16 protein-coding genes and 2 pseudogenes are annotated in these 21,184 nt (G+C 51.1%); 10 read left to right on the forward strand and 8 right to left on the reverse strand.

Annotated elements, in window-relative coordinates:
• The first annotated feature begins 231 nt into the window (after positions 1-231).
• Both AB4N44_RS02185 and AB4N44_RS02190 read left to right on the forward strand, forming a co-directional pair.
• Positions 232-576 (forward strand): hypothetical protein, encoded by a 345-nt coding sequence (locus tag AB4N44_RS02185; RefSeq protein WP_150792785.1) that lies wholly within the window; start codon positions 232-234, stop codon positions 574-576.
• A gap of 35 nt (positions 577-611) precedes the next feature.
• Positions 612-1,007, forward strand: a complete 396-nt coding sequence (locus AB4N44_RS02190) for a histone-like nucleoid-structuring protein, MvaT/MvaU family (protein ID WP_150792784.1) — start codon at positions 612-614, stop codon at positions 1,005-1,007.
• 94 nt (positions 1,008-1,101) lie between these two features.
• Here AB4N44_RS02190 and AB4N44_RS02195 read toward each other — a convergent pair whose 3' ends face one another.
• Positions 1,102-1,578 carry a helix-turn-helix domain-containing protein gene (locus AB4N44_RS02195; RefSeq protein WP_191622600.1) on the reverse strand — a complete coding sequence of 159 codons (477 nt, stop codon included), beginning with the start codon at positions 1,576-1,578 and terminating at the stop codon, positions 1,102-1,104.
• A gap of 343 nt (positions 1,579-1,921) precedes the next feature.
• Between AB4N44_RS02195 and AB4N44_RS02200 the strand changes: the two genes are divergently transcribed.
• Positions 1,922-2,371, forward strand: coding sequence for a hypothetical protein (locus AB4N44_RS02200; RefSeq protein WP_460110466.1), 450 nt, complete (start codon positions 1,922-1,924; stop codon positions 2,369-2,371).
• A 21-nt stretch (positions 2,372-2,392) separates the two neighbouring features.
• Complete coding sequence (locus AB4N44_RS02205) at positions 2,393-2,788, forward strand: DUF6957 family protein (RefSeq protein ID WP_460110464.1); 396 nt, start codon at positions 2,393-2,395, stop codon at positions 2,786-2,788.
• 1,115 nt (positions 2,789-3,903) lie between these two features.
• Here the strand turns inward: AB4N44_RS02205 and AB4N44_RS02210 are convergent.
• From AB4N44_RS02210 to AB4N44_RS02230, 5 genes are all read right to left on the reverse strand, one after another.
• Positions 3,904-6,192, reverse strand: a complete 2,289-nt coding sequence (locus AB4N44_RS02210) for a DEAD/DEAH box helicase (RefSeq protein WP_460110463.1) — start codon at positions 6,190-6,192, stop codon at positions 3,904-3,906.
• The gene (locus tag AB4N44_RS02215; protein WP_460110462.1) at positions 6,167-7,462 is read right to left on the reverse strand and encodes an ATP-binding protein; all 1,296 of its coding nucleotides are present in this window, start codon (positions 7,460-7,462) and stop codon (positions 6,167-6,169) included. The genes AB4N44_RS02210 and AB4N44_RS02215 overlap by 26 nt, the downstream gene beginning before the upstream one ends.
• Positions 7,459-9,897: a tellurite resistance TerB family protein gene (locus tag AB4N44_RS02220; RefSeq protein WP_460110460.1), complete on the reverse strand. Its 2,439-nt coding sequence runs from the start codon at positions 9,895-9,897 to the stop codon at positions 7,459-7,461. Before AB4N44_RS02220 ends, AB4N44_RS02215 begins: the two co-directional genes overlap by 4 nt.
• A 364-nt stretch (positions 9,898-10,261) precedes the next feature.
• Entirely contained in the window at positions 10,262-11,542 is a 1,281-nt protein-coding gene (gene umuC, locus AB4N44_RS02225) for a translesion error-prone DNA polymerase V subunit UmuC (RefSeq protein WP_460110459.1), read from the reverse strand.
• Positions 11,529-11,960: a LexA family protein gene (locus AB4N44_RS02230; protein WP_460110458.1), complete on the reverse strand. Its 432-nt coding sequence runs from the start codon at positions 11,958-11,960 to the stop codon at positions 11,529-11,531. Before AB4N44_RS02230 ends, umuC begins: the two co-directional genes overlap by 14 nt.
• A 128-nt stretch (positions 11,961-12,088) precedes the next feature.
• On the opposite strand from AB4N44_RS02230, the gene AB4N44_RS02235 reads away from it, so the two are divergent.
• Both AB4N44_RS02235 and AB4N44_RS02240 read left to right on the forward strand, forming a co-directional pair.
• Complete coding sequence (locus tag AB4N44_RS02235; RefSeq protein ID WP_460110456.1) at positions 12,089-12,769, forward strand: SOS response-associated peptidase family protein; 681 nt, start codon at positions 12,089-12,091, stop codon at positions 12,767-12,769.
• Positions 12,770-12,947: 178 nt separating this feature from the next.
• Positions 12,948-13,313: a histone-like nucleoid-structuring protein, MvaT/MvaU family gene (locus tag AB4N44_RS02240; RefSeq protein ID WP_460110454.1), complete on the forward strand. Its 366-nt coding sequence runs from the start codon at positions 12,948-12,950 to the stop codon at positions 13,311-13,313.
• 121 nt (positions 13,314-13,434) lie between these two features.
• Here the strand turns inward: AB4N44_RS02240 and AB4N44_RS02245 are convergent, their stop codons facing one another.
• A complete protein-coding gene (locus AB4N44_RS02245) occupies positions 13,435-14,397 on the reverse strand; it encodes a GlxA family transcriptional regulator (protein WP_460110453.1) in 963 nt (320 codons plus the stop codon).
• Between the two features lie 381 nt (positions 14,398-14,778).
• On the opposite strand from AB4N44_RS02245, the gene AB4N44_RS02250 reads away from it, so the two are divergent.
• From AB4N44_RS02250 to AB4N44_RS02265, 4 genes and pseudogenes are all read left to right on the forward strand, one after another.
• Complete coding sequence (locus AB4N44_RS02250) at positions 14,779-15,186, forward strand: hypothetical protein (RefSeq protein ID WP_460110451.1); 408 nt, start codon at positions 14,779-14,781, stop codon at positions 15,184-15,186.
• Positions 15,187-15,328: 142 nt separating this feature from the next.
• Positions 15,329-16,051, forward strand: a pseudogene (locus tag AB4N44_RS02255) (MCP four helix bundle domain-containing protein); the annotation flags it as partial.
• A 306-nt stretch (positions 16,052-16,357) separates the two neighbouring features.
• Positions 16,358-16,957, forward strand: a pseudogene (locus AB4N44_RS02260) (methyl-accepting chemotaxis protein); the annotation flags it as partial.
• An 80-nt stretch (positions 16,958-17,037) separates the two neighbouring features.
• Positions 17,038-19,176 carry a methyl-accepting chemotaxis protein gene (locus AB4N44_RS02265; RefSeq protein ID WP_460158165.1) on the forward strand — a complete coding sequence of 713 codons (2,139 nt, stop codon included), beginning with the start codon at positions 17,038-17,040 and terminating at the stop codon, positions 19,174-19,176.
• Between the two features lie 132 nt (positions 19,177-19,308).
• Here the strand turns inward: AB4N44_RS02265 and AB4N44_RS02270 are convergent, their stop codons facing one another.
• Positions 19,309-20,649, reverse strand: a complete 1,341-nt coding sequence (locus AB4N44_RS02270; RefSeq protein WP_460110448.1) for an aspartate aminotransferase family protein — start codon at positions 20,647-20,649, stop codon at positions 19,309-19,311.
• Positions 20,650-21,184: the final 535 nt, after the last annotated feature.

The following is a 21,184-nucleotide window of genomic DNA, read 5'->3' on the forward strand; positions in this document are numbered from 1 at the left end:
ATAGTCCCACGCTATCAACTATTTACCGCGATTCAGAGGTGGCTTACGGGTAACCGACCGTCTTCGCCCCTGGGAGAGTTTTGTTTGTAAGATTACCAACATCTCTAGGTTTTTGGCGCCACCATACGCTTGCTTACGAAGCGGTTGGCGGCAATAATTTTTGGTTTATTACTCTTTTCGCATGGGCTACACTCGGCACAGAAGCTCACTCGACGCGGCGTGGTGAATGACATGAGCAGACCCCATACCTTGGTAGAATTCCGCTTGGCGGAGTTTCAATTGGCCAAAACCTTACTAGCCTTGTCCAAGAAAAAAGACCAACCAGATTACGTCCTGGATGTTGAGTTCCATACGCAGCTTAAAGAGCTCCTTCAAGAGTTTGGATTAAATTCAAAGCAAGTTGTCAGTATTCTGTTAGCTAGAGAGAAGTTTTCATCTCACCATTTGAATCCACTCTTGGATTTAATCCCTGTGACTCGTAATGATCAGCCTCCATCCATTGGGAGCTCGTCGTCAGACGATAGAGCAATTGAATCCGCGGTTCGTCCTCGCGCTCGCGAAAGCACGCCGGCCTGATTCTTTCCTGCGCGGTGATGATACGGGAGGATAACTTGGAAAAATTTACTGAATTCCTCGCTGCGAATGATCGTATTGCCAATGATTGCAAGGCGGCTTTACCTCTGGCTCACGATCCAGAGGTCGTAAAAATATTTCAGTTTTTGAGTAGGCTAGATGTTCTCGCCAAAAAATATCAGTTTGAATCCAATGATATCATTTTACTTCTGGATCCCAGTTACGCTGCTGAAACACCCAAACAAGAAAGGAACAGCGCTACCACTTTGAAGCGAAAGCAACGGCAACTGAAGTGCTACCGAAATCCTCATACTGGCGAGTCAATAGAAACCAGAGGGGCTAATCATAAACTTCTAAAACAATGGAAAGAGGAATATGGAGCTGAAGTGGTAGAAAGTTGGCGCGACCCACTTTATTCGACTCATAAAAGATAGCTGTGCGGTCGAGACCTAGGGTCTATAGTGTGATCTGCACACGCTCTCATCCTTATTATTAGTCGTCTTCGTTGGTACCGGTAGCAGGCAGGTTTTACTCTAAATCTATTTTCCAGTTTCGGCTCACGGTCGCTGTTGAAAGACCGAGCTCCTTTGCCGTTTCTTTCTGATTCATGCCGCGCTGTCGACACGCTCTAATCGCCTGTATTTTGGGTAGGGGAGTTCTTCTCCCTGCCGGCATCCCGACTAGAAGGCCCTCGTGAAACTCGCCAGGCCATTGCTTCATGATGCCCAGTGCATCGAGCTCACTTCCTTCCTCACCGAGATGCTTGAGCAACTGGTCATGCGACTGTCCACGGTCAAGGCTCGCCGCCACAGTGAGCAGGGTGAGAAGGTCAATTCCAAGCGCCGAGGCCAATTCCTCTAGGGTGTCGAGAGTCACGCTGCTACGAGCATTCTCTAGGTTGTAGATATGCTTTTGATCAAGCACACCCTGGAGGTCATCCTTATTCAGGCCTCGCGACCTTCTCACGAGCCGCACCACGGCCGCTAATGACTGTTTCAGTGGCATGGAAGCTCCCCAAAGCTGAGGATAGAGCCACATTGATTAATTTCAATCCATGGAATATATTCCCTGCAAATGCAATTTCGGGTGCGTGACGCTCATCCATCGATGCAGCGCGACCTGAAAGGGCACTCCGCCAATTTACGAAAATGTTTAAGGCTGGGAAGTCGATCCTTAAGGGCTAGGCAGTCGCAGTGACTCGAATTTTCGAAATCTGTTTTGGCGGCTGACCTCCCTAGCGGCAGCCTCTCGTTGAATGAGGCTGCTGTAATGCTTACCGCCTGAAGCGGCAGACCATTCACTACAACCTCCAGTGCATTGCCTTCGCGATGGATACAACGAGAAACCGATGTTTAGAACAGACGATAATGATTTGGCAGGCGTTCCAGGAGTTTTCGGGGAGGGCCTTGCGCACTGGCATGCAGTTTCCAGGATGCTCAGGAAGCACTGGTTCCACCTCACCGTAAAAATGATCGTGAAGGGTAGGGCGCAAGAGTTTGAATTGATGGTCAATGACGAGCCAAAGCTTCAGCAAGTGCTCCAGTCACAAGACGATGAAGTCTTCGTCAAAGAGATTCAGATTGTCACCCCAGCCAACATGAATGGTGGCGACGCTTGGCGGATGGAGAAGGTCGAGAGCTTGGCTCTAGGGCACGATTCGGATGGTGACGCCGTCTGTGTAGTGACAGTTGAGGGTGGCGCGATCTACCACGACTCGTATCGTTCCAGCCTGGATGTGACGACGTTGACCAATATGCGACCTCTTTACGATCGCCGCGCTGGGAAGGGCGTGCACTGACTCGTCTGAGGAGTAGCGGGAATGGCTAGCACGGATGGTAACGAGCTGTTGAATGATGACCATACTTTTATAGACGGTGTATCGCTGAGCCTGGACGAGGCTTGTGCACTTGTGTCCGAGCGCTTTCCCAGGAAAGCTTATTGCGTGGTCGAGCAATGGACTCTTTTCCAGGCAGACGTATCCGCTGATGATCAGGCCAAGATTCACGCCGCTGGGCATCTTCCATTGGTGGTCTTTGCCCATCGAGTAATAGAAGATAGCCGTGGTCGCTTTCAGCTTGGTGATTGGGTGCGGTCGAGTATGTGCACATCATTCGACGGTAGCATCCTGGCTGAGACGAAGAACACCGTGTATGTGTTGGTCGGCCCCGGTCGACGCCAAACGGCAAGTCTCAAAACGATTTTCTCTTTTTTCTGATCGCGTATAGCAGTGGTCAGTCCATCTGGTAAGGACACTTAATGCCCGGCTCCATCGATGTAGATTTTCACAGCAAACAGCATTCTGACTTTGATCTCCAGTGCATAGCCGGAGCCGTTTCCCAAGGCTTCGCTGAACCGGTTACTGCATACCTCACTGAAGCGTTCATCAAGTCTCGGACATGTGTTGGAGTCATATTCGGACATCAACGGGACGACCCTCACGGAAGGTTCGAAGACGGCCGGGTTATACAAACCGGTGTTGTGGTGATGGCTCAGAAGGAAGGGGGTATTGGGTCTTATCAGATAAGGCGGGCAGCAGGTACGTGCTTGTTACATTTCGACCGGATGGTGGAAGCGAGAGTCTGCTGAATTACCTAAGAACGGCAGAACCGCAACCAGAGCTACCTTGCTGAGCTGAACATAAACGATATTCCCACGAACGGCCAGGCTCTACCTGAAATCGAGATTGAAGAGTTCAGAGCGCGTTATCCGCAGCTTTTCTCGGATCCTAGAGTGGATGAGATCTACTGCAATTTAGGCTGGCGCGGTCTTCTCTTTACTCTCTGCGATACGCTGCAGGCACATTTAACGCGGCATCCTGGTGTTGCGCCGGTGACTATCGGGCAGATCAAATCTAAGTTTGGCGAGCTCCATTTCTTTTACGACGGTGGTGAATCGTACTGTCGTGGAGCGGTAGATCTGGCGGAAAGGCTCTCTTTAAAAACTTGTGAGAGGTGCGGGGCTCCTGGCAGCCTTGTCGGAGGGCAGTGGGTTAACACTCTGTGTTCGACCCACGACGGTAGCAGTACTGAATAAAGCCGAAGGATCCGACTGATATAACTGGCGTGGCGTGCCGCTTTCGCGGACGGCTGTTGTAAACCGAGCCACTACGCGTCTCGGCCCTGCCGGGCTTCCATCCTCACGTCTTCGGCCGAAGGCCTACGCGCTCCGCTTGCGGGTAGATGAGCCACGCTCCGGTCAATGCTCCATGACGCGGAGTGCATTTTGATCAGACGGCTGAACCTCATTGGCCTGATCGACAGGTTTCGCCCTTGCTGACGACAGTATTCTGAATTCACGCGCGGACACGAACTCGGCTACGTGAACTCAGTGTCAATGGACGGTAGTGCTTTCAAAGGCGCCTCCACTGGGTAGCCACCGAGTAGTGAAGAACTTTGCAAACTCCACCGCTCCTTTGAAATTCAACTGAGATGACGCATAGGATTTCATGAGTAGTGAGCGGGGGAGCGTCCAATCCCATTTTTCCCTGATGAGATTCTCGACTCCTTCTAGTAAGGCTTCGATGTCGTCAGGGTCTAGCTCAGCGATCTTAGCGAGGGCGTCAGCGACATTTTTTTGTGACCCTCCGATGGACAACGCAAGGCCTGAGCTCTCACAACTCATTCCTACATGATTGAACATGAGTAACAGAGCGTCATTGGTTTGGTCACCACGCCAAGTCACTAGATGAGTTTTCGAGTCAGACCCATAGGTGAAGTTGTCTGCCAGTCCGAGTGATGAGAATGACTTTCGGGCTTCTCTGAGCAATTCCTGCGCTTTGCTATCAATGAACGGGCAGGGGGCTGTTTCGGTTAGCACCGCGCGCATTTCCTCTCTGACCTGGTCGTGCACCATAGCGCCCATTCCGTCGAACTGGGGTGGCTGGCCACCCTTCGCGGCAGTGACCACAATCACCTTTTTTTCGATATCAACATCCAGTACCCGCCAGCGGCGACCACCAAAGATAATCCGCTGGCCCTTCATCAAAGGTCGGCTTACCGGTATTGATCCAAGCGGCTTACCTTCTCGTACCAGTCTGAACTCTTCGTCGCTGGTGAAAGCACTGTAGAACTCGTAGTGGTTGATCAGCCGTTCCCCGAGTTCCCCTGGAAGCAACAAACCTGAGCTGTCTTGCACAATCAATTTCTTCTCGCCGAGACCTTTCAGTAGGGAGAAGAAATCAGTCTTGGAAATACTTTTGAATGTCCCGCTTCCAACAAGACCACCCCACAGTTGAGCAGCGCTGGCGCCTCCTTGCTGTGCAATCACTGACAGAATCTGTTGCACCAGAGTTGAAGCGTGTAAACCCTCAGCCCTAGGTGGCTCGAACCAGTTGCCAATCAGCAACCTGATCATCGCGATGGTTTGGACGAGGTTCTGGCGTAGCAGGTCTGACAACAGCGATTGGTCAGTTAGCTCTCGTTCCTGACAGTAGGCTCGGAGCGTGGCAGGTTCGTCGTTGCGGCGGCCTGACCTTCCCAGGCGTTGGCGCAGGCTTGCAACCGATGGAGGCGAACCTATCTGGACAACTGTCTTGATGTTGCCGATGTCTATGCCAAGCTCCAGGGTGGTGGTGCACACGGCGGTTGCTGGCGGTGTGCCTGCTTTGAGCGCACGCTCCGTGTCTTCTCGAAGGTCTTTCGAAAGGCTGCCGTGATGAGGCAGGAATTCGTTGGGCATACCGCTGACTTCACACAGGCGACGCAGGCGGTCTGCGTACCACTCCACCTCCTGCCGACTGTTTGGGAAAACCAAGTTGTTACTGCCGCGCAGCACCTTGTACATGTGTGCGGCGATGGCATGCCTGGAGCCGGACTCGTCTTCTTTCTCTTCTTCGTCAGGGTTCTGGTCAGGGTCGTGATTTGGTACTTCGACAGCACGCAACTTTTGCATCGGCGGCATCATATAGCCGCGCACTTGCACCTGAAGATTCTGGCCAGATGATTTCGACTCAATCACCTGCACCCGTTCTGGATGCCCGGGCCTGAGAAACTCGCTCGCCAGCGACATGTCTCCCAGCGTGGCGGACAAGCCGACTCTCGGCAGGGTTTTTCCGGCTACAAGCTCGACTCGCTGCATTAATGACTGGAGCTGCTTGCCACGCTCGCTGCCAATGAAGGCATGCAGCTCGTCGATGACGATGTAACGCAGGTACTGGAACAGCCCCATCAGGCTTGAACCTCTGTTGACGAACAGCGCCTCTAGCGACTCTGGGGTGATCAGCAACACACCCTTAGGAGACTTGAGAAACTTGTGTTTTTTGCTGGCAGACACATCCCCGTGCCAGGCGACGACGGGAAGATCCAGTTGCTCGCAGAGTTGGCCAAGCCTATCCCATTGATCGTTGATGAGTGCCTTTAGTGGGCTGATATAGAGGACGGCCCCAGCTGGGTCTTGGTGCTCCATCAGGTTAGTGAGGATGGGCAGGAATGCGGCCTCAGTTTTCCCGGCAGCTGTTGAGGCGGCGATAATCACATCCCGATCAGCATCGACCAGCGCGGAAATTGCCCATTCCTGAGCGTCCCTCAATGCTGTCCATCCCTGGGCCCAGACCCACTGCTGAACGTCGGGGTGCAGGCGCTCGAAAGACGAGGATTCAGAGTTTGAAACTTGTGAGCTCATCGTCCGCCTCGATGCTTAAATCATGCTTGCCACCATCATCCTGGGCAACCTGAACGGCGCCTACCAATGCACGCCAGTCCGCTCCAGGGTTCTGCTCCAGCACTGCGAGCAGATTGATGAAGGCCGTGATGGTTGTGCGTGGAGTGCGGAAGTAGGCTTCACCCAACCGTTGGTTACAGTGCGCCATGAACGCAGGGATTGCCTCATCAGGCATCAGGTATTTGCCCGGGTCACCGTAGGCATAAACGTTACGCAGCTTTTGAAGCAGTACGTAGAAGTCTTCTGGAGTCAGGCTGCTTAAGCGGATGACCGGCCCCGACAGGTCGATCAATCCAGATTTGGCAAATGTGTTTTCGGCAAGCCGAGATTGCAACGCGGGGTAGCTGTACAGTCCGCGCCGGGTGTCCATCAGAAACTCAGGCGTACCGCCTAGGACAAAACCAAGGCCCTCGGTCGAGCCTTGCAAGGAGTCATTCAGAATCCGCAAGATCTGCTCGTAGTTGGCGTTGCGTGCTTGAGTGTTAGCGAGCTTGTATAGATTCACGAGCTCGTCCAGGCAAATCATGAGGCCGCTAAACCCCGCCAGGCGTACAAACCGCGACAGCAACTTCAACTGATCGTAGACCGATGCGTCATCAATGATGGTTCGGACACCGAGCGCCGCACGTGCATCTGTCCTGGTAGTGAACTCGCCTCGAAGCCATCGGATGGCGTCCGCCTTGAGCTGCTCGTTGCCTTGTTCAAACCCTTGGCAATACTTGGCAATGACGTCAGCAAAGTCGTAGCCGTTCACCATCTCAGTGAGATCGGCCAAGAATTCCTGAATGACGACTTCACTCTCGACGGCCCGAGTTTTCGCTTCCGATTTTGCCTGAGAAATGAATTTTTCAACGATACCCAGCAGCGCGCCACCATCCGGTTTCGTCCGGGTGGACGTGTTTTTAGCAAGCTCTGCATAGAGGGAGCGTGCTTGTCCGCCTGAGGCATGCAGCCGGCGGTCTGGGTTTAAATCGGCGTGCATCGTGACCAGCTTTCGCTCCATCGCAATGCCCCGCACAAGGTTGAGGAAAAAGGTTTTCCCAGCCCCATATTCGCCTACAACGATCCTGAAGGCGGAGCCGCCGTCAGCGAGTCGATCTATATCTTTGAGAAGGGCGTCGAGCTCACCCGCTCGACCCACCTGGATAAGATGCTGGCCCGCACGAGGGACTACACCGGCTCGCAACGACTGAATGACCGCATCGCGATCCTTTGGGCGTATCGCGCTCATAGGGCTAACTCTTCCAGGATATCCGGGTTGATCTCGATGGGGTCATCCCCCTCAGAGACGGGCATGTCGAACCGCTCAAACGCCATGTCGTTGATGTGCTCAAGCGCGCCGTCGAGCATGAGCTCCATATCTGTGGCAACATCTTCCAGCTCTTGGCGGCTCCATTCTCGGCGTGACACGATCATTCGTAGAAACGCTGAGTGTTCTGTGTCGAGCCCATGTACCGTAGCCGCATGATCAGTTGGCTGATCCCGGATACTCACTTTTACGATAGGTGGTTCAGGAGACTCATCATTGAACACCTCTGCCAGCAGTGCTGACACCGCTGCCGTTTCGCGTTGAAGCTGCGCAATTTTGTCCATGTCCAAATTGAAGCCTCGGGAAGCGTCATTAATGCTTGGCGTACCACCGGCCTGGTTAGGACTAGATTCGGCACCAAGTGCGGGCGTAGAGGACAAGTCCCTAGGAGGGTTGATGGCCGCGCCGTGTAAGTCCCCGTAAAGCATCTGTGGATCCAGCTCAAGTGTTTTATATACACGTTCCAGCAGCCTGACTTCCTGAGGCGAAACGTGTCCGTCAGCTTGAGCGAGATGAACGAGGAATCCAGCTATGGTGCGTTTGGCATCGGCATTCAGAGGGCTTAACTTTTTCTTTAGACTCGCCAGAGTAGGCGGCTGCAGAGTTTGGATTTGCAGGTGGGCTTTGAGCCGTTTCCGATGAGATACGCAAAGATGACTCCAGGAATCGATATGCCGCCCTAGCTGGGTCATCTCATCGCTTGAGCTTTCACCATCTATGGCCGCAACAGCGCTTGCCAAATCCAGTGTTACCACAGCAGCGTGATAGTCCGAAGTTGTCCGCAGGCTTCCATCATCGTCACCCGTCGCGAACAAAACGATCGTGTCCGAATTTTTGGGAGTACGGCTACCGGATAGTACATCTGGCTCAAAGCCGATATTCAAAGATTCGAGGGCTCTTGCCAAGGCTACGGTTGTTCCGCGAGGCAAAGCTCCTGAAGATCCAAAGCGCCCTGCCAGATCCCCGAAAGTCATGACCAACTGCTCATCACCGACTTGGAGTTGCAATTCAGCGATTACATCCTTCGCCGCTGCCGGCCATAGGGCAACCGGCAGTTGCAGAATACCCTCCAGATTTGAGGCTCCCTCAGGGTTTCGACCCAGGTATCTGCTGTATGGGTCGAGCACTATCGTGCATTCATCCACTATAGCTTGCAGCTTGTTGCGCGTTGCTGACGTAGCGGAAACATCCGGTATATCACCCAACGCAATTTCGGGAGCGCTTAAGCGGGAAGAGGCGGAACGATAGGCGATCTTTAGTAGAGTCTTATTTTGGGTAAGCACAAGGCCGTTCGGATAGCGGGCGGAATATTGGGCCGCGAACAGTGAAGCAAACTGATCCGCGCATCTGCTCACGGCAGTGCGGCGGCTGATGTTAGGGTCTGAATGTACCCATGCCATTGCCCACGCCGCGTTCAAGGGATGTTTGTCCAGAGCCATTTGGCCTAATGCCAGTCGTAGCGCAATCGGCAGTTCAAAGCCATTCGACTCAAATCGAGGCGGTGCATTCAAGTACATCTGCGGTTCCACATCCATGAGCTGTATGTGGTTGAGCAGATTCGACGCGTAGTTTCGAAACGATGAGTTGTCCCCGTAGAGGTTTTTGAGACGCCCAATCTCATCAGCGATGGTCGGCAGTTCCGAGCGCGCGGCCTCATCTGTAATTGAATCAACGATTACCCGACGCTCGAGGCCGTAAAAGAAGATGAAGACATACCCTATATCCACACTGGGGGCACAGCGGCCCTCGGACAGCCATTGCAGGTACCCACGTCGTGCTGCAGGAGAAATTCCGCTGTAACTCGGCCAGTAGCCGGTGAGCTTTTCAGTAAGATCCACGTGCGTAATTTGCACGGGCAGTTGCCCGTCAATCAGCGAGGGCTCATGGTTGAATGTGCGATCTGTTTTCTCAGCAAAATAGACCATGCGAACCGTCAGAGCCTTACCACCGATATTGATGGTTTCGTCATTTCCAATCCATCGCGCTTTCGAGGATAGATTTTTAGGCTTGGGGATCGTGAATTGCTGCTCAGGCGAGCCAGCCCTGATCGTATGGAAATCTGAGTCAGAGCAGTGTCCGCTGATCACATCAAGGCTGATTTCAGATTTTTGCTCGTGATTTGACAAGGAGGCGGTCTGACCTATTGAGTCGGCAAGGATATTCGTTTTCAAGCGAGTAGGGCGCTTCAGTGACTCTACGGAAGACTTCTTGATCAGCCAGATGATGCCAGCGATCCCGACCAAAAAAGCAACCGTGAACCGCAGATTAGATGGAGCAGCTGCGATGGCCACGACCAATATCAGTATCAAGGTCACGACGGTCGAAATGCCAAGGCTGCTTTTTTGCTTCCGTGCCATCAAGTGCTCCATGAGGTTCGGCTGGCTTATTGGCAGTATCTGCATTTTTTCGATTGGCGCCAAGCGTGGCATACGCTGTCAGATCGCGCCGACGGAGGTTGAATTCCTCGGGCTACGGGCGTTTTCTGCCTCTCATGATGGGGCAAAGACTGCCAGTCCGAGATCCACCAAGACCTTTTCATCTCATTGGGTTTAGCTAGAAGCTCTCCGTGCTGATATTCCGACTAGCTTCTCCAACGAGCGATGCTTTCAATTTGCGGCTGACTGTTTCCGTTCTTGGGGCTGCCCGCAACGGCTGCTCATAACTGTAAGCAGCGGTCACGATATCCCGCTGTGCATATGAGCGTAAGCTTTTGCCAGCCTGCTACCTAGCCTTGACCGTCCACAACTGATCTACCTTCGTCGTGTAGCTTTGGCTCATTAGGTCTCGACGCATCGCCCATTCAGGCGCCGCAGGCACGCTAGCCAACCGGACGACTCCCTTTCCCCACCGGCCATTGATCTCATCCAGGACGCTCATGACCTTGTCCGCCATCACGGGCTGGGACTGCGCAAACAGGTCATCAGTGAATTCGCCAGGCTGTCGCAAATCCATCAGCAAAACCTCTGCCTTGCTGTATTTAAAGCCCGGTTGGAAGAGGCGATTGACGGCTTCGGTCGCAGCCTTGGTCATGAGTCGAACGTCGTTTGTCGGGTAAGGGAGTTCGACGAGTGCGCCGTTCGCGTACTTCGCTTCTTCGGGATTGAACATGCCCGTCCTGATACTCACGCGGATCTTCTTGCACAGCGAGTTTTGCGCTCTGAGCTTTTCCGCCGCGCGTTGCGTGTAGGTGGCGACGGCCTCCTTGATCGGCTCGATCTGCGTCAACCGGGTGCCGAACATCCTGCTACAGCAAATCTCTTGCTTGGGTGGGTCAGCTTCACCCAGTTCCAGACAGGAGGTGCCGGCAAGCTCGCGAGCAGTTTTCTCGATCACCACACTGAATTTCTGCCGAAGCATCCACGGATCGGCTTTTGCCAAGTCCATTGCGGTCTTGATGCCCATCGTTTCCAGGTGTGCCTTCATGCGCCTACCGATGCCCCAAACCTCGCCGACATCGGTGTTGCGCAGCGTCCAGTCTCGTTTGAACGGGTCGCACAGATCCACCATACCACCAGTGATATCTAACAGGCGCTTGGCGGTATGATTTGCGAGCTTCGCTAGGGTCTTGGTGCGGGCAATACCCACCCCGACTGGAATTCCCGTGCGCTTGAGAAGGGTGGTGCGCACGTGCCGTCCAAAAGCAGACACATCACCTGGGAGGCCCGTGAGATCGGCGAACGCCTCATCAATGCTGTAAACCTCTAACGCTGGCACCATCGATTCGATGATCGTCATGACGCGTTCGCTCATGTCGCCGTATAAAGCGTAATTACTGCTGAAGGCCACGATTCCATGCCGGCATAGATGATCTTTGATCTGGAAGTACGGCTGGCCCATTTTCACAAAAGGCTTGGCGTCGTAGCTGCGCGCAATCACACAGCCATCGTTGTTGGACAGCACCACGATAGGTGTCTTTGCTAGGTCGGGTCTAAAGACGCGCTCGCAGCTCGCGTAAAACGAGTTGCAGTCGATCAGGGCGAAGACAGGCTCACGTGTTGTCATGATCGCGCACGCTGTATTTCACAACGCCCCAGATCACAAGCTCATCGCCTTCCATGACATGTCTCGCCGGGTATTTTGGGTTCTCTGACACAAGCAACACGGCGTTCTCGCGCAGAAGCAGGCGCTTGCAGAAGGGCTCCGAATTCAACGCGGCGATAACGATATCGCCACTGACCGCTTCGATGCTTCGATCGACGATCACCACATCCCCGGAATAGATGCCCGCGCCCTGCATGCTATCCCCATCAATCCTCACCAGATAAACGTGCGGCGCCCTGATATCGAACAGCTCATCCAGGGAAATGTGCTTTTCGATGTGATCAGCCGCAGGAGAGGGGAAGCCCGCCGGTACCTTGGATGAATAAAGGGGCAGCTTCTTACCGCCGGTAGCGAGTGCGCCGAGGAGGGTGATGCTCATGATGCAAGCCTTAGAAGGTTAACTGTACATACATACAGTTAACGATTTGGTTGGCTTGCGGTCAATCTCATAGGCACGACAATTCGACGGGTGACAGCATGTGCGGACGCTAATCGATCTACGAGTCCATGGATCACTATCTTAAAGAGCTTGCGCCAAAGCAGTTGGTGATCAATGGCTATGACCTATGGCCAGTGGAGCGGTACAACGTCGCACCGTCGACGCGGGTAGAAATCATCCGGCCGGTTCGAGAGGGCTTGAGCATTGATAAGGTCAGATGGGGATGGGCGCCATTCTGGGCGAAGGGTAAGCGTCCTGATCCAATAAATGCGAGAGTCGAAACCGTCATCACCGGCAAATTTTTCAATCAGCTCTGGCCAAACGGACGCGTACTCGCGCCGACGAACGGCTGGTTCGAGTGGGTCAAGGACGAAGAAGATCCGAAGAAAAAACAGCCGTATTTCATTACGCTGAAAGAGCAAATTCCGATGTTCTTCGCGGGGTTGGCCGAGGTGCACGGAGGTATGGAGCCGGATGACCGCGACGGCTTTGTCATCATCACTGCTGCGAGTGATGAAGGCATGGTTGATATCCACGATCGCAAACCCTTGGTCTTATCGCCTGAGCACGCCCGTGAATGGGTCGATCCCGACACTTCACCTGAACGAGCTCGCGAACTCGCAATGAAGCACTGCAGGCCTGCTACGGATTTTCATTGGTACAAGGTTGGCAAGGATGTGGGGAATGTTCGTAATCAGGGTTCGCACCTGATTCAGCCACTATCTCTGGCTACGGATGTTGACGACTGACTAAAACCGAGAGTCGACAGTATTTGTCGGCGGAACGACGAGCTCTCCACAATTATTTGGAATTACGGCCGAGCCATAATTATCGCTAATTGATAATTTTCCCTAGCTCGTTTACGAAGCGGGCACGAAATGCAGAACTGCAATACACTCTTAGTTACCAATCTAATCGAGACCTGTCATGTCCAAACTCGCAGAATTTCGCCAGCTTGAAAAACACCTCGCCGAGCAGCTTCAGGCACTGGAAGCCCTCAAGGGCGATGCAGGCCTCAAGAAAGAAATTGAATTCGAAACGAAGCTGCGCGATTTGCTCGCAAAATACGGCTACAGCTTGAAGGACGTGATCAATCTGCTGGATCCGCAAGCTGGTCGTCGAGCTCCAGCTGTCGAGTCCAAAGCAGGCAGCCGCAAGCCTCGCCAATTGAAGGTTTATAAAAATCCTGAAACGGGCGAAGTCGTAGAGACCAAGGGCGGGAATCACAAAACGCTCAAGGAATGGAAAACAAAGCACGGCGCCGCGAAAGTTGAGTCTTGGCTGAGTAACTAATTACCTTCGAGAGAAGGCCCTTATAGGGCCTTTTTGCTCACCTTGATACGTGCGGAACAGCTTTATCGCTCGCTGGATAGTCAGAGTAGTCAGCCTGATACGGTTATAGAAGACCTGAAAATCAAATGGTTGACTTAAATCTTTGGCGATACTCATTTGGGGTCACGCCAAAAAACTTCCAAAATTTCCGTATCAAGCTTGCTTCATGTCCTAAACCGGTCAGGTACGCGATTTCCTTAAGAGGGCATTCCGTGCTCACAAGTAGGTGACGCACCGCATCAATTCTTAATTTTTCGACCATCTTGCTCGGAGTCTGGCCTGTAGTAGTCCTGTACCTTCTTACGAATGTACGCTCGCTCATGTTCATTCTCTTAGCGAGCGTCGGAATTGACAGATCTTCTACAAGATTTTCATTCATCCACGCGTGCAGATCTGAAAAAGTTGAGCTTCTGGTTTGCATATCTAAGCTAGAACTGAATTGATTTTGATCGCCGGGCCTCTTCAAGAAAACAACCAGGTGCTTGGCCACTTTCAGAGCAATGGCGTGCCCCAAATCAGCTTCAACGAGTGCTAATGCTAAGTCGATACCTGAGGTGACGCCGGCTGATGTCCAGATACGTCCGTCGTTGACAAATATTGGCCCACGATTGAGTAAAACATCGGGATGGTTTCGCTCAAGCTCATCATACGCAGACCAGTGCGTCGTCACCTCACAGCCTGAAAGCCCTCCCGCTGCCGCTAAGGCGAACACCCCGGTGCATACGGAGACCAGTCGTGTAGCTCTTCCAGCGTGTCTCTTAAATACCGTATCGAAGCGCGGATTTTTGCAGAAGTCATATATCCCTAACCCACCTGGGACAATCAATGTGTGCGGGGCGGGTGTGTTCTGATCTAAAGGTATCGAATGAATGTGCGTGCCAGGAAGGACAGTCGAGACACTATCGAGCGAAGCTATCGATAGATTGTAAGGCAGAGCTTTCGGATCCGAAAAATAGTTCGCTGTTAAAAATACTTCAAGGGGCCCTGCAAGGTCGATTAGGTTCGCATTAGAAAATGTCATCAACTGAACCGTTTTAGTCAGCATTCAGCGTCCCCTGCGCGCACCAATGTAGAGCATATGTATTCATTTTTGGCGTGAATCGTCAACCTATTGTCATTTATTTTAGACGAAATGATAGCGTAATATCATCACGTCGGCGATTTATCGATACCGATTAAACATCGGAATCTCTGATGGTTTTGACAGTGTCGATTCATTTTGGCATCCGCAGTCCTGGATCGAACGTAGGTATATCTCGGAAGCGAAGGAAACTAGGCAAAGCAGTTCTGGCTCAGCTTTAGTGTGCTCATCGTAATGGAATACAAAAACAATAATTCCATAACAGCTAACGAACATTGCTGGTCTACTATTATGTCAAAATTATATAATTATGTGGAAGCAACCAAGAGGTGCGAAGAGCTCACCATGCAAATGGTGGAAGATGTTGGCGGCATTGTTTTCTCAGTGAGAGCGCTGGAACACACCTTCTTGCTTGCTAACCTTGAGGTTGAAAAAGCCGCGCAAATTGATGTTAGTGACTCCGGTAAAGCTACATCTCTGCCGTCTTATATGCTTGCTAGGGAATTAAAAAAACTTAACTTTTCTCTAGAGGCTTTGAAGACCACAATCAAGCGTAACATTGGCGAAAGTCTCAGTTATCTAAACTCCGTCACAATTAGTCTCGAAATTGATATCCATGAAGATCCGAATGATCCTCTTTCAGAGGCGTTTTGTGAGTATAAGAGGGTGTTGATTAAAAGTATTCGTACTTTGAAGAGGCTTGATGATGAATTGTTCAATGCAGAGATTGGTCTCGTAGATAATAAGCAGTGATCAGTTTGTAGGCTTTATCCGTGTTGAGCAGATATCAGCTTTAGAAAAAGTTGTGCTTCGCATTACCAAATAATATTTCTATGAGAAGTCATCCACATCCTGAGTGCTTCACTCGCGATGAAAAACGACTGTCGGAGTCACTATGTATTTCAGAAATCTAAGTATTTCTAAAAAAGCTACTCTATGTTTTGGGATTATCACCGCTATTCTAATCGCGCTGGGTGGGTTTTCCTATATTCAGTTATCACATCTGCGGGCCGCTGGACAGCAGTTGGCAGAGAATGCGCTTCCAAGCACGCAAACTATTGATGATATCCAAATCTCTTTGCTAAATGCTCGCCTGGAAAGCATCAGAATGCTCGCGAATTCAACGAACGTAGCGGGAAAGCTAGCCGCAGAGTCTAAAGTCCAACATGCTGTGCAAACTTTGGAGGTTCGAAGTGAATATTATCGAAAGAACCTAATTTCCGACGATCAAGACTTGGCTCGTTTTGACGCCGCAGACCAAGCAATGAGGATTTACATTGCAGGACTCGAACAATTAACTAAGCTTGATTCATCTGAGCATGAGCGCGCGCTAGCTTTCGCCAATACTACTCAGGCGGATAATGCCAATTTTTTTCAGGATAAACTAAACGTAATAAGGCAGTCCAATGCAGAGCAAGCTAAAGCCCTGGGTGTCGAAGCTGGCGAGGTTTATGAAAAGAGTGTTGAAGTGCTTGCTGCTGTTGTTCTTGTATCTCTGTTGCTCACGGTCGTATTAGCTATAGGGTTGACACGTAGCATTGTAAGACCAATAGGAGATTCGCTCAGGCTGGCAGAAGAAATTGCATCAGGAGATCTTACCCGTCGCCTTGAGATTTCAGGATCGGATGAAGTGTCCAGACTTATGGTCGCACTCAATTTAATGTCAAAAAATCTCCAAGGGACAGTTTTGGAAATTTCGGAAGCCTCCATGCAGTTAAGTTCAGCCGCCGTCGAAATGACATCTATAACCGAGGCTGCGGATCGACTTCTTCAACAACAAAATAGCGAAATCGAACAGGCTGCTACGGCTGTCACAGAAATGACTTCAGCGGTGGAAGAAGTTGCTCGTAATGCCACCTCAACCTCACAAGCTGCCCAAGAGTCTAGTGAGTCGGCTAGGCGCGGTAACCTCCGTGTTTCTGAGACCTTGAGCGCCGTTGAAACCCTGACAGATCTCGTAGAAAGTTCGTCTTCTCAGGTGGTTAAGCTGGCAGGGCAGGCGGAAGATATAAGTCAGGTTGTGGGAGTTATCCGAAGTATAGCGGAGCAAACCAACTTATTGGCCTTGAATGCAGCTATCGAAGCCGCGCGCGCAGGCGAACAGGGGAGGGGGTTCGCTGTTGTCGCTGATGAAGTCAGAGCACTTGCTCATCGAACTCAAATTTCCACTTTGGAAATTGAAAAAATGATAGCAGCCATCCAGAGTGGGTCATCAATTACTGTCGAGTCTATCCGCAAAAGCACTGAGGAGGTTTATAACACCAAACGGACGGCTGAGGGCGCGGGCCAGTCTCTGCAGCAAATCACTGACTCCGTTCTTCAAATCAACGAGCGTAATTTGCAGATCGCGGTGGCGTCAGAGCAACAAGCTAATGTCGCTAGGGACGTTGATAGGAGTTTGATCAGCATTCGATCTTTAGCCATCCAAAGCAGCGAGGGTGCGAATCAAACAATCACCGCAAGTAATGAACTAAGTCGGCTTGCGGTTAACTTGAATAGCCTCGTTCAAAAATTCAAAGTTTGACATGAGTGCCGATAGATACATCAACCGGCCTTGGCTTCCCTTCACAGCTTGCTTTTTGTAATGCGCAGAGGATTGTACGGATGCTGATCAAAAATTCGATCAAGTCTCGCATGCTTCTAATGATGGGGGCGTGCCTTGGCTTGATAGTCGTATCTCTCGTTGCGATTGCTATTTATAGAGCTGACGCTAATACACGCTTAGTAAGCGCGGAGGCCCAAGGTCTTCTAAAGGACGCAGCCGACAAAATATTGGTAGCCGAAGCTGGGCTTCAAAGCGCAGCTGTTCAGAAATATTTCCAGGGCGCGTATCAGAGCGGGCTCGACATTTCGACCAGCGCGATTCAAGTCCGCAAAATGATAAGGGATGGAAGTCTGGAGTCGCTAACGGGAAGGATTGAACTGTTAAATTTAGTTTCGGATAATCTAAAATCGCATCCTGAACTGCTCAGTCTTTATATCATTTTCGAGCCTAACTCACTCGATGGGAATGACAAGTTATTTATGGGAAGGGATGACCTTGGGAGCAACGAGGTCGGTCGATTTTCGTTCTATGCGGCGCAGCAGGACGGACGCCTTGTTGTTCAGGCGACACCTGAGTCTGTTATCTCTGATACGGCCCTGACACTTGATGGTACTGAGTTCAATCGTTGGTATACCTGTCCCCAAACATCCGCTAATCCGTGTTTGTTATCTCCTTATTTTGACGACTCGTCGGGTCGGAAAACATTGATCACCACGCTTTCGTTTCCTCTTTTGGATGGTCAAAAGGAACTGGGAGTGGTTGGTATGGATATTAGCTTGGAGTCGGTGCAACAGTTGGTACAGGAAGGTAACACGAAGCTTTTCGGAGGAACGGGGCAAGTGAGTATATTCAGCCCAACCGGACTCTTGGCGGGCCACAGTGCAGATTCAAAAAAACTGGGATTGCCCTTAGTTAAGGCCGGCATTGATGATGCGATGGAGCTACTGAACTCCGTTAGGGGCGGCTCGACGTCTGTCTCTTTGCTGCATGGCAACCAGCGAGTGTCTCTCCCGGTGCAGCCTATACCAGACTCCGCTAATTGGGGCGTTGTGCTAGACGTTCCTACTCACGTTGTAATGCAGCCAGCCCATGCTTTGACGGCGAAATTGGATGAGCGCAATTTCTCTGATGCAGTTTGGTCAACATTTTATGGGGCTGTCGCTCTAAGTTTGGGATTATTGATAGTTTTCTTGATTGCTCGAAGAATCGTTACTCCGATCCACCAGGTTTCGGAAACGCTTAAAGATGTTGCAGGTAGGGGGGGCGATCTTACAAAACGACTGCACTATTCCCGTAAAGATGAACTAGGCGTTCTGGTGATGTGGTTCAACACATTCCTCGATAAGCTTCAGCCAATGATGTCCGATTTGAAGCGACTGGTATTGGAGGCGCACAGCAATGCCGATAGATCAGCAACCATCTCGGATAAAATCAGCGCTGAAATGCAGCAGCAATACCGGGAGATTGACCAAGCGGCTACCGCGTCGAATGAAATGAGCTCTTCAGCTCAAGAAGTAGCACATAGCGCAACCAGGGCAGCCAATGCTACAGGTGAAGCTGGAGTCGCAACGCAGGATGGGCAGCGAATTATCAAGGCGACATGTGACACGATTGAGGGGCTGGCGAAGGAAATATCGACGGCCATGTTAAAGATCGAAGGGCTAGCCGGCAGTAGCGATCGTATCGGCAGCGTACTTGAGGTGATCCAGGCAGTAGCTGAGCAGACTAACCTTCTCGCTTTGAATGCGGCTATTGAGGCTGCAAGGGCGGGAGAGGCGGGCCGGGGCTTCGCGGTCGTGGCTGAGGAGGTTCGCAACCTCGCGAGCAATACCAGTCATTCCATTGAAGAAATTCGCGACGTGATCCAGCAATTGCAGAGAATTACTCTCGAAACGGTCAGCGCGATGAAAAAGGGAGTAGCTCAGGCAGGCGTGGCTGTAAAATATGTAGGCCATGCCTCAGAAGCATTTGATCGGATCAATGAGTCTGTCGGGATAATTAACGACATGAATTTTCAGATCGCGGCTGCGGTTGAGGAGCAGAGCATAGAGGCGGGAGAGGTTAGCCAAAATGTGGTCACCATTCGGGATGTTACTGAATCGCTTTCAACGCATGCGCGAGAGTCCCAAGAAGTCAGCAGAGCAATTAATTCGTTGGCCATTCAGCAACAGGCACTGGCCAACCAGTTTCTTACGTAACTAGCTAGGGTGGCAACTAGCGACGCCGATAATGTTGTCGTTTCGTCTCACAATACAATTAGAACTGTCTCTTTTGATGCTAATAACAAGACGGCTTGCGTGTCTACACTGTTCACGCAAGCCGTTATTTTTTTAAGCGTAAATCAGACGAATGATGTCCTTGGTGGTTTCAATGTAGCCGTTGACGTCCTCGTCTGTCATCGGGAGTGTGAGACCCACTTGGCCCCGGTGTACCGGGTAGTAGCCCCGAGTCGCCATTTCGAGTGCGTAGATACCCATGCTGTTTTCATCGATTTTATGCCAATAGTCACGATGTGTGTTGATAGTCTGGCCAAGCTCTTTTGTGAATGCATATGCGAATACCGAAAAGGAGCCGAAAACGGTAAATGGATATTCGGACTCTTTGGCCCAATCATTCAGTTCGGATTTGATCTTCGCTGCCATTTCGTTGAGTCGTCGATAAGCATGCTCATCCATGGCTTTAAGGCAGGCAATGCCAGCAGCACAGGCCAATGGATGCCCATGGTGGGTGCCAGAAATCATAACCTGGTTTTCCTCGATAACGCGGAAGACCTCTTTGCTGCCGCCAACTGCCCCGATGGGTAGGCCACCACCGATCATTTTCCCAAGGACTGTCAAGTCCGGCTTGATTTGATACTCGCTTTGCAGCCCTTTCAAATTCGCACGGAGTGTAATCGTCTCATCAGCGATGAGCAGAATGCCCAGCTCTTTAGTAAGAGCCCTAAGCTTTTGTACGAAGTTTTTATCCAGCTCTACAATTCCGCCCGCGCATGTTTGTAATTCCATGATCAAACATGCAATTTCGTCCGCGTTGCCACGAAGGACTTTTTCGCAAGACTCAAAATCATTTTGGGTCAGAACGATGACGTTGTCGCTTTTGTACGCAGGAATCCCGTCGGAATCTGGAAGTGCTTTTGGATTTGAGTCGGGGCCGGGAAAATTATTTGGGTTGGGGTGGGCGGAAATGGCCAAGTCATCGGAAAAACCGTGATACCCACCCTCGAACTTGGCAATCTTTTTACGGGCTGTATAGCCTCTGGCGATACGAACGGCACTCAAACATGCCTCACTAGCGGAGCAAAAAAACTTTACCTGCTCAACTGAGTCGATGCGCTCACAAATCAGCTTGGCCAGATCGAGTTCGTGATTGGTAGGATTACCGAATGAGAAACCATTGGGTAGCGTTTCCTGAATCGCATTTATTATCGCTGGGTGATTATGGCCCAGTACATTGGTAGCAAAATTGTTATTGAGGTCGAGAAGTTTTTTACCTTCGATGGTATGAAGGTATTGAGCTTCGCCTTTCTCGACGAAAATCGCATGCGGGCCATAGCCAAATGTGCGCCTGCTAAAACCTCCTGGAATATATTCCTTTCCTTTCGAGGTTTCTTCCTTGGAAAGAGAAAAGGCTTCAGAGAAATTTTTTAGCGATTGCGGGTAATTAAGCTTCATGGCTTTTTCCAAATTTACTAAAATTATGGTTGTTTTAAATGCTTTTCAGACTTTGCCAATAGGTTATGCACATTACTATTTAGGACATCAACACCAGAATTGAAGGTCTTGAGCGTTCTTGGACTCCTCATTGATGCGGCTTCTGCATCTGTGCACTTGACGAAAGCTTAGGTCATAGTATTTTCACAATAAGTATGTGAGCAACGGAGATTTATAGATCGCTTAATCAGCTTTTGTGATCGCTGCTTGCTATGCAAAAACCAGCTGAATCTCTGGAGGTTGGCCGTTCAAATCCATCAGCCATTGGGATCCATTGTTCAGACTCAAATGGAATATCGCCGGCGAATGAAAAGTATGGCGCCATCGCGGGGGGAATAGCTCAGGGCTGGAATTGCAATTTTTTAAAGTGTTACCCCTCAGTACGATTTGTTACGGTCTGCTTCCTAGCTGCCCATACGGTGAACCAGCAAGGGAGCTTTCGTTGAAATCGCCAAGAAGTCGCAGTTAATGGATTATGAGCAAGACGTCGCTGGGT

The organism is Pseudomonas sp. S3_C06 (genome assembly GCF_054667675.1).

Coding starts and splice junctions, on each gene's coding strand:
- umuC (WP_460110459.1), bottom strand. CDS start 11,542: ATGACAACACGTGAGCCTGTCTTCGCCCTGATCGACTGCAACTCGTTT.
- AB4N44_RS02235 (WP_460110456.1), top strand. CDS start 12,089: ATGGATCACTATCTTAAAGAGCTTGCGCCAAAGCAGTTGGTGATCAAT.
- AB4N44_RS02230 (WP_460110458.1), bottom strand. CDS start 11,960: ATGAGCATCACCCTCCTCGGCGCACTCGCTACCGGCGGTAAGAAGCTG.
- AB4N44_RS02210 (WP_460110463.1), bottom strand. CDS start 6,192: ATGAGCTCACAAGTTTCAAACTCTGAATCCTCGTCTTTCGAGCGCCTG.
- AB4N44_RS02200 (WP_460110466.1), top strand. CDS start 1,922: ATGTTTAGAACAGACGATAATGATTTGGCAGGCGTTCCAGGAGTTTTC.
- AB4N44_RS02265 (WP_460158165.1), top strand. CDS start 17,038: ATGCTGATCAAAAATTCGATCAAGTCTCGCATGCTTCTAATGATGGGG.
- AB4N44_RS02245 (WP_460110453.1), bottom strand. CDS start 14,397: ATGCTGACTAAAACGGTTCAGTTGATGACATTTTCTAATGCGAACCTA.
- AB4N44_RS02240 (WP_460110454.1), top strand. CDS start 12,948: ATGTCCAAACTCGCAGAATTTCGCCAGCTTGAAAAACACCTCGCCGAG.
- AB4N44_RS02205 (WP_460110464.1), top strand. CDS start 2,393: ATGGCTAGCACGGATGGTAACGAGCTGTTGAATGATGACCATACTTTT.
- AB4N44_RS02215 (WP_460110462.1), bottom strand. CDS start 7,462: ATGAGCGCGATACGCCCAAAGGATCGCGATGCGGTCATTCAGTCGTTG.
- AB4N44_RS02250 (WP_460110451.1), top strand. CDS start 14,779: ATGCAAATGGTGGAAGATGTTGGCGGCATTGTTTTCTCAGTGAGAGCG.
- AB4N44_RS02195 (WP_191622600.1), bottom strand. CDS start 1,578: ATGCCACTGAAACAGTCATTAGCGGCCGTGGTGCGGCTCGTGAGAAGG.
- AB4N44_RS02220 (WP_460110460.1), bottom strand. CDS start 9,897: ATGGCACGGAAGCAAAAAAGCAGCCTTGGCATTTCGACCGTCGTGACC.
- AB4N44_RS02270 (WP_460110448.1), bottom strand. CDS start 20,649: ATGAAGCTTAATTACCCGCAATCGCTAAAAAATTTCTCTGAAGCCTTT.
- AB4N44_RS02185 (WP_150792785.1), top strand. CDS start 232: ATGAGCAGACCCCATACCTTGGTAGAATTCCGCTTGGCGGAGTTTCAA.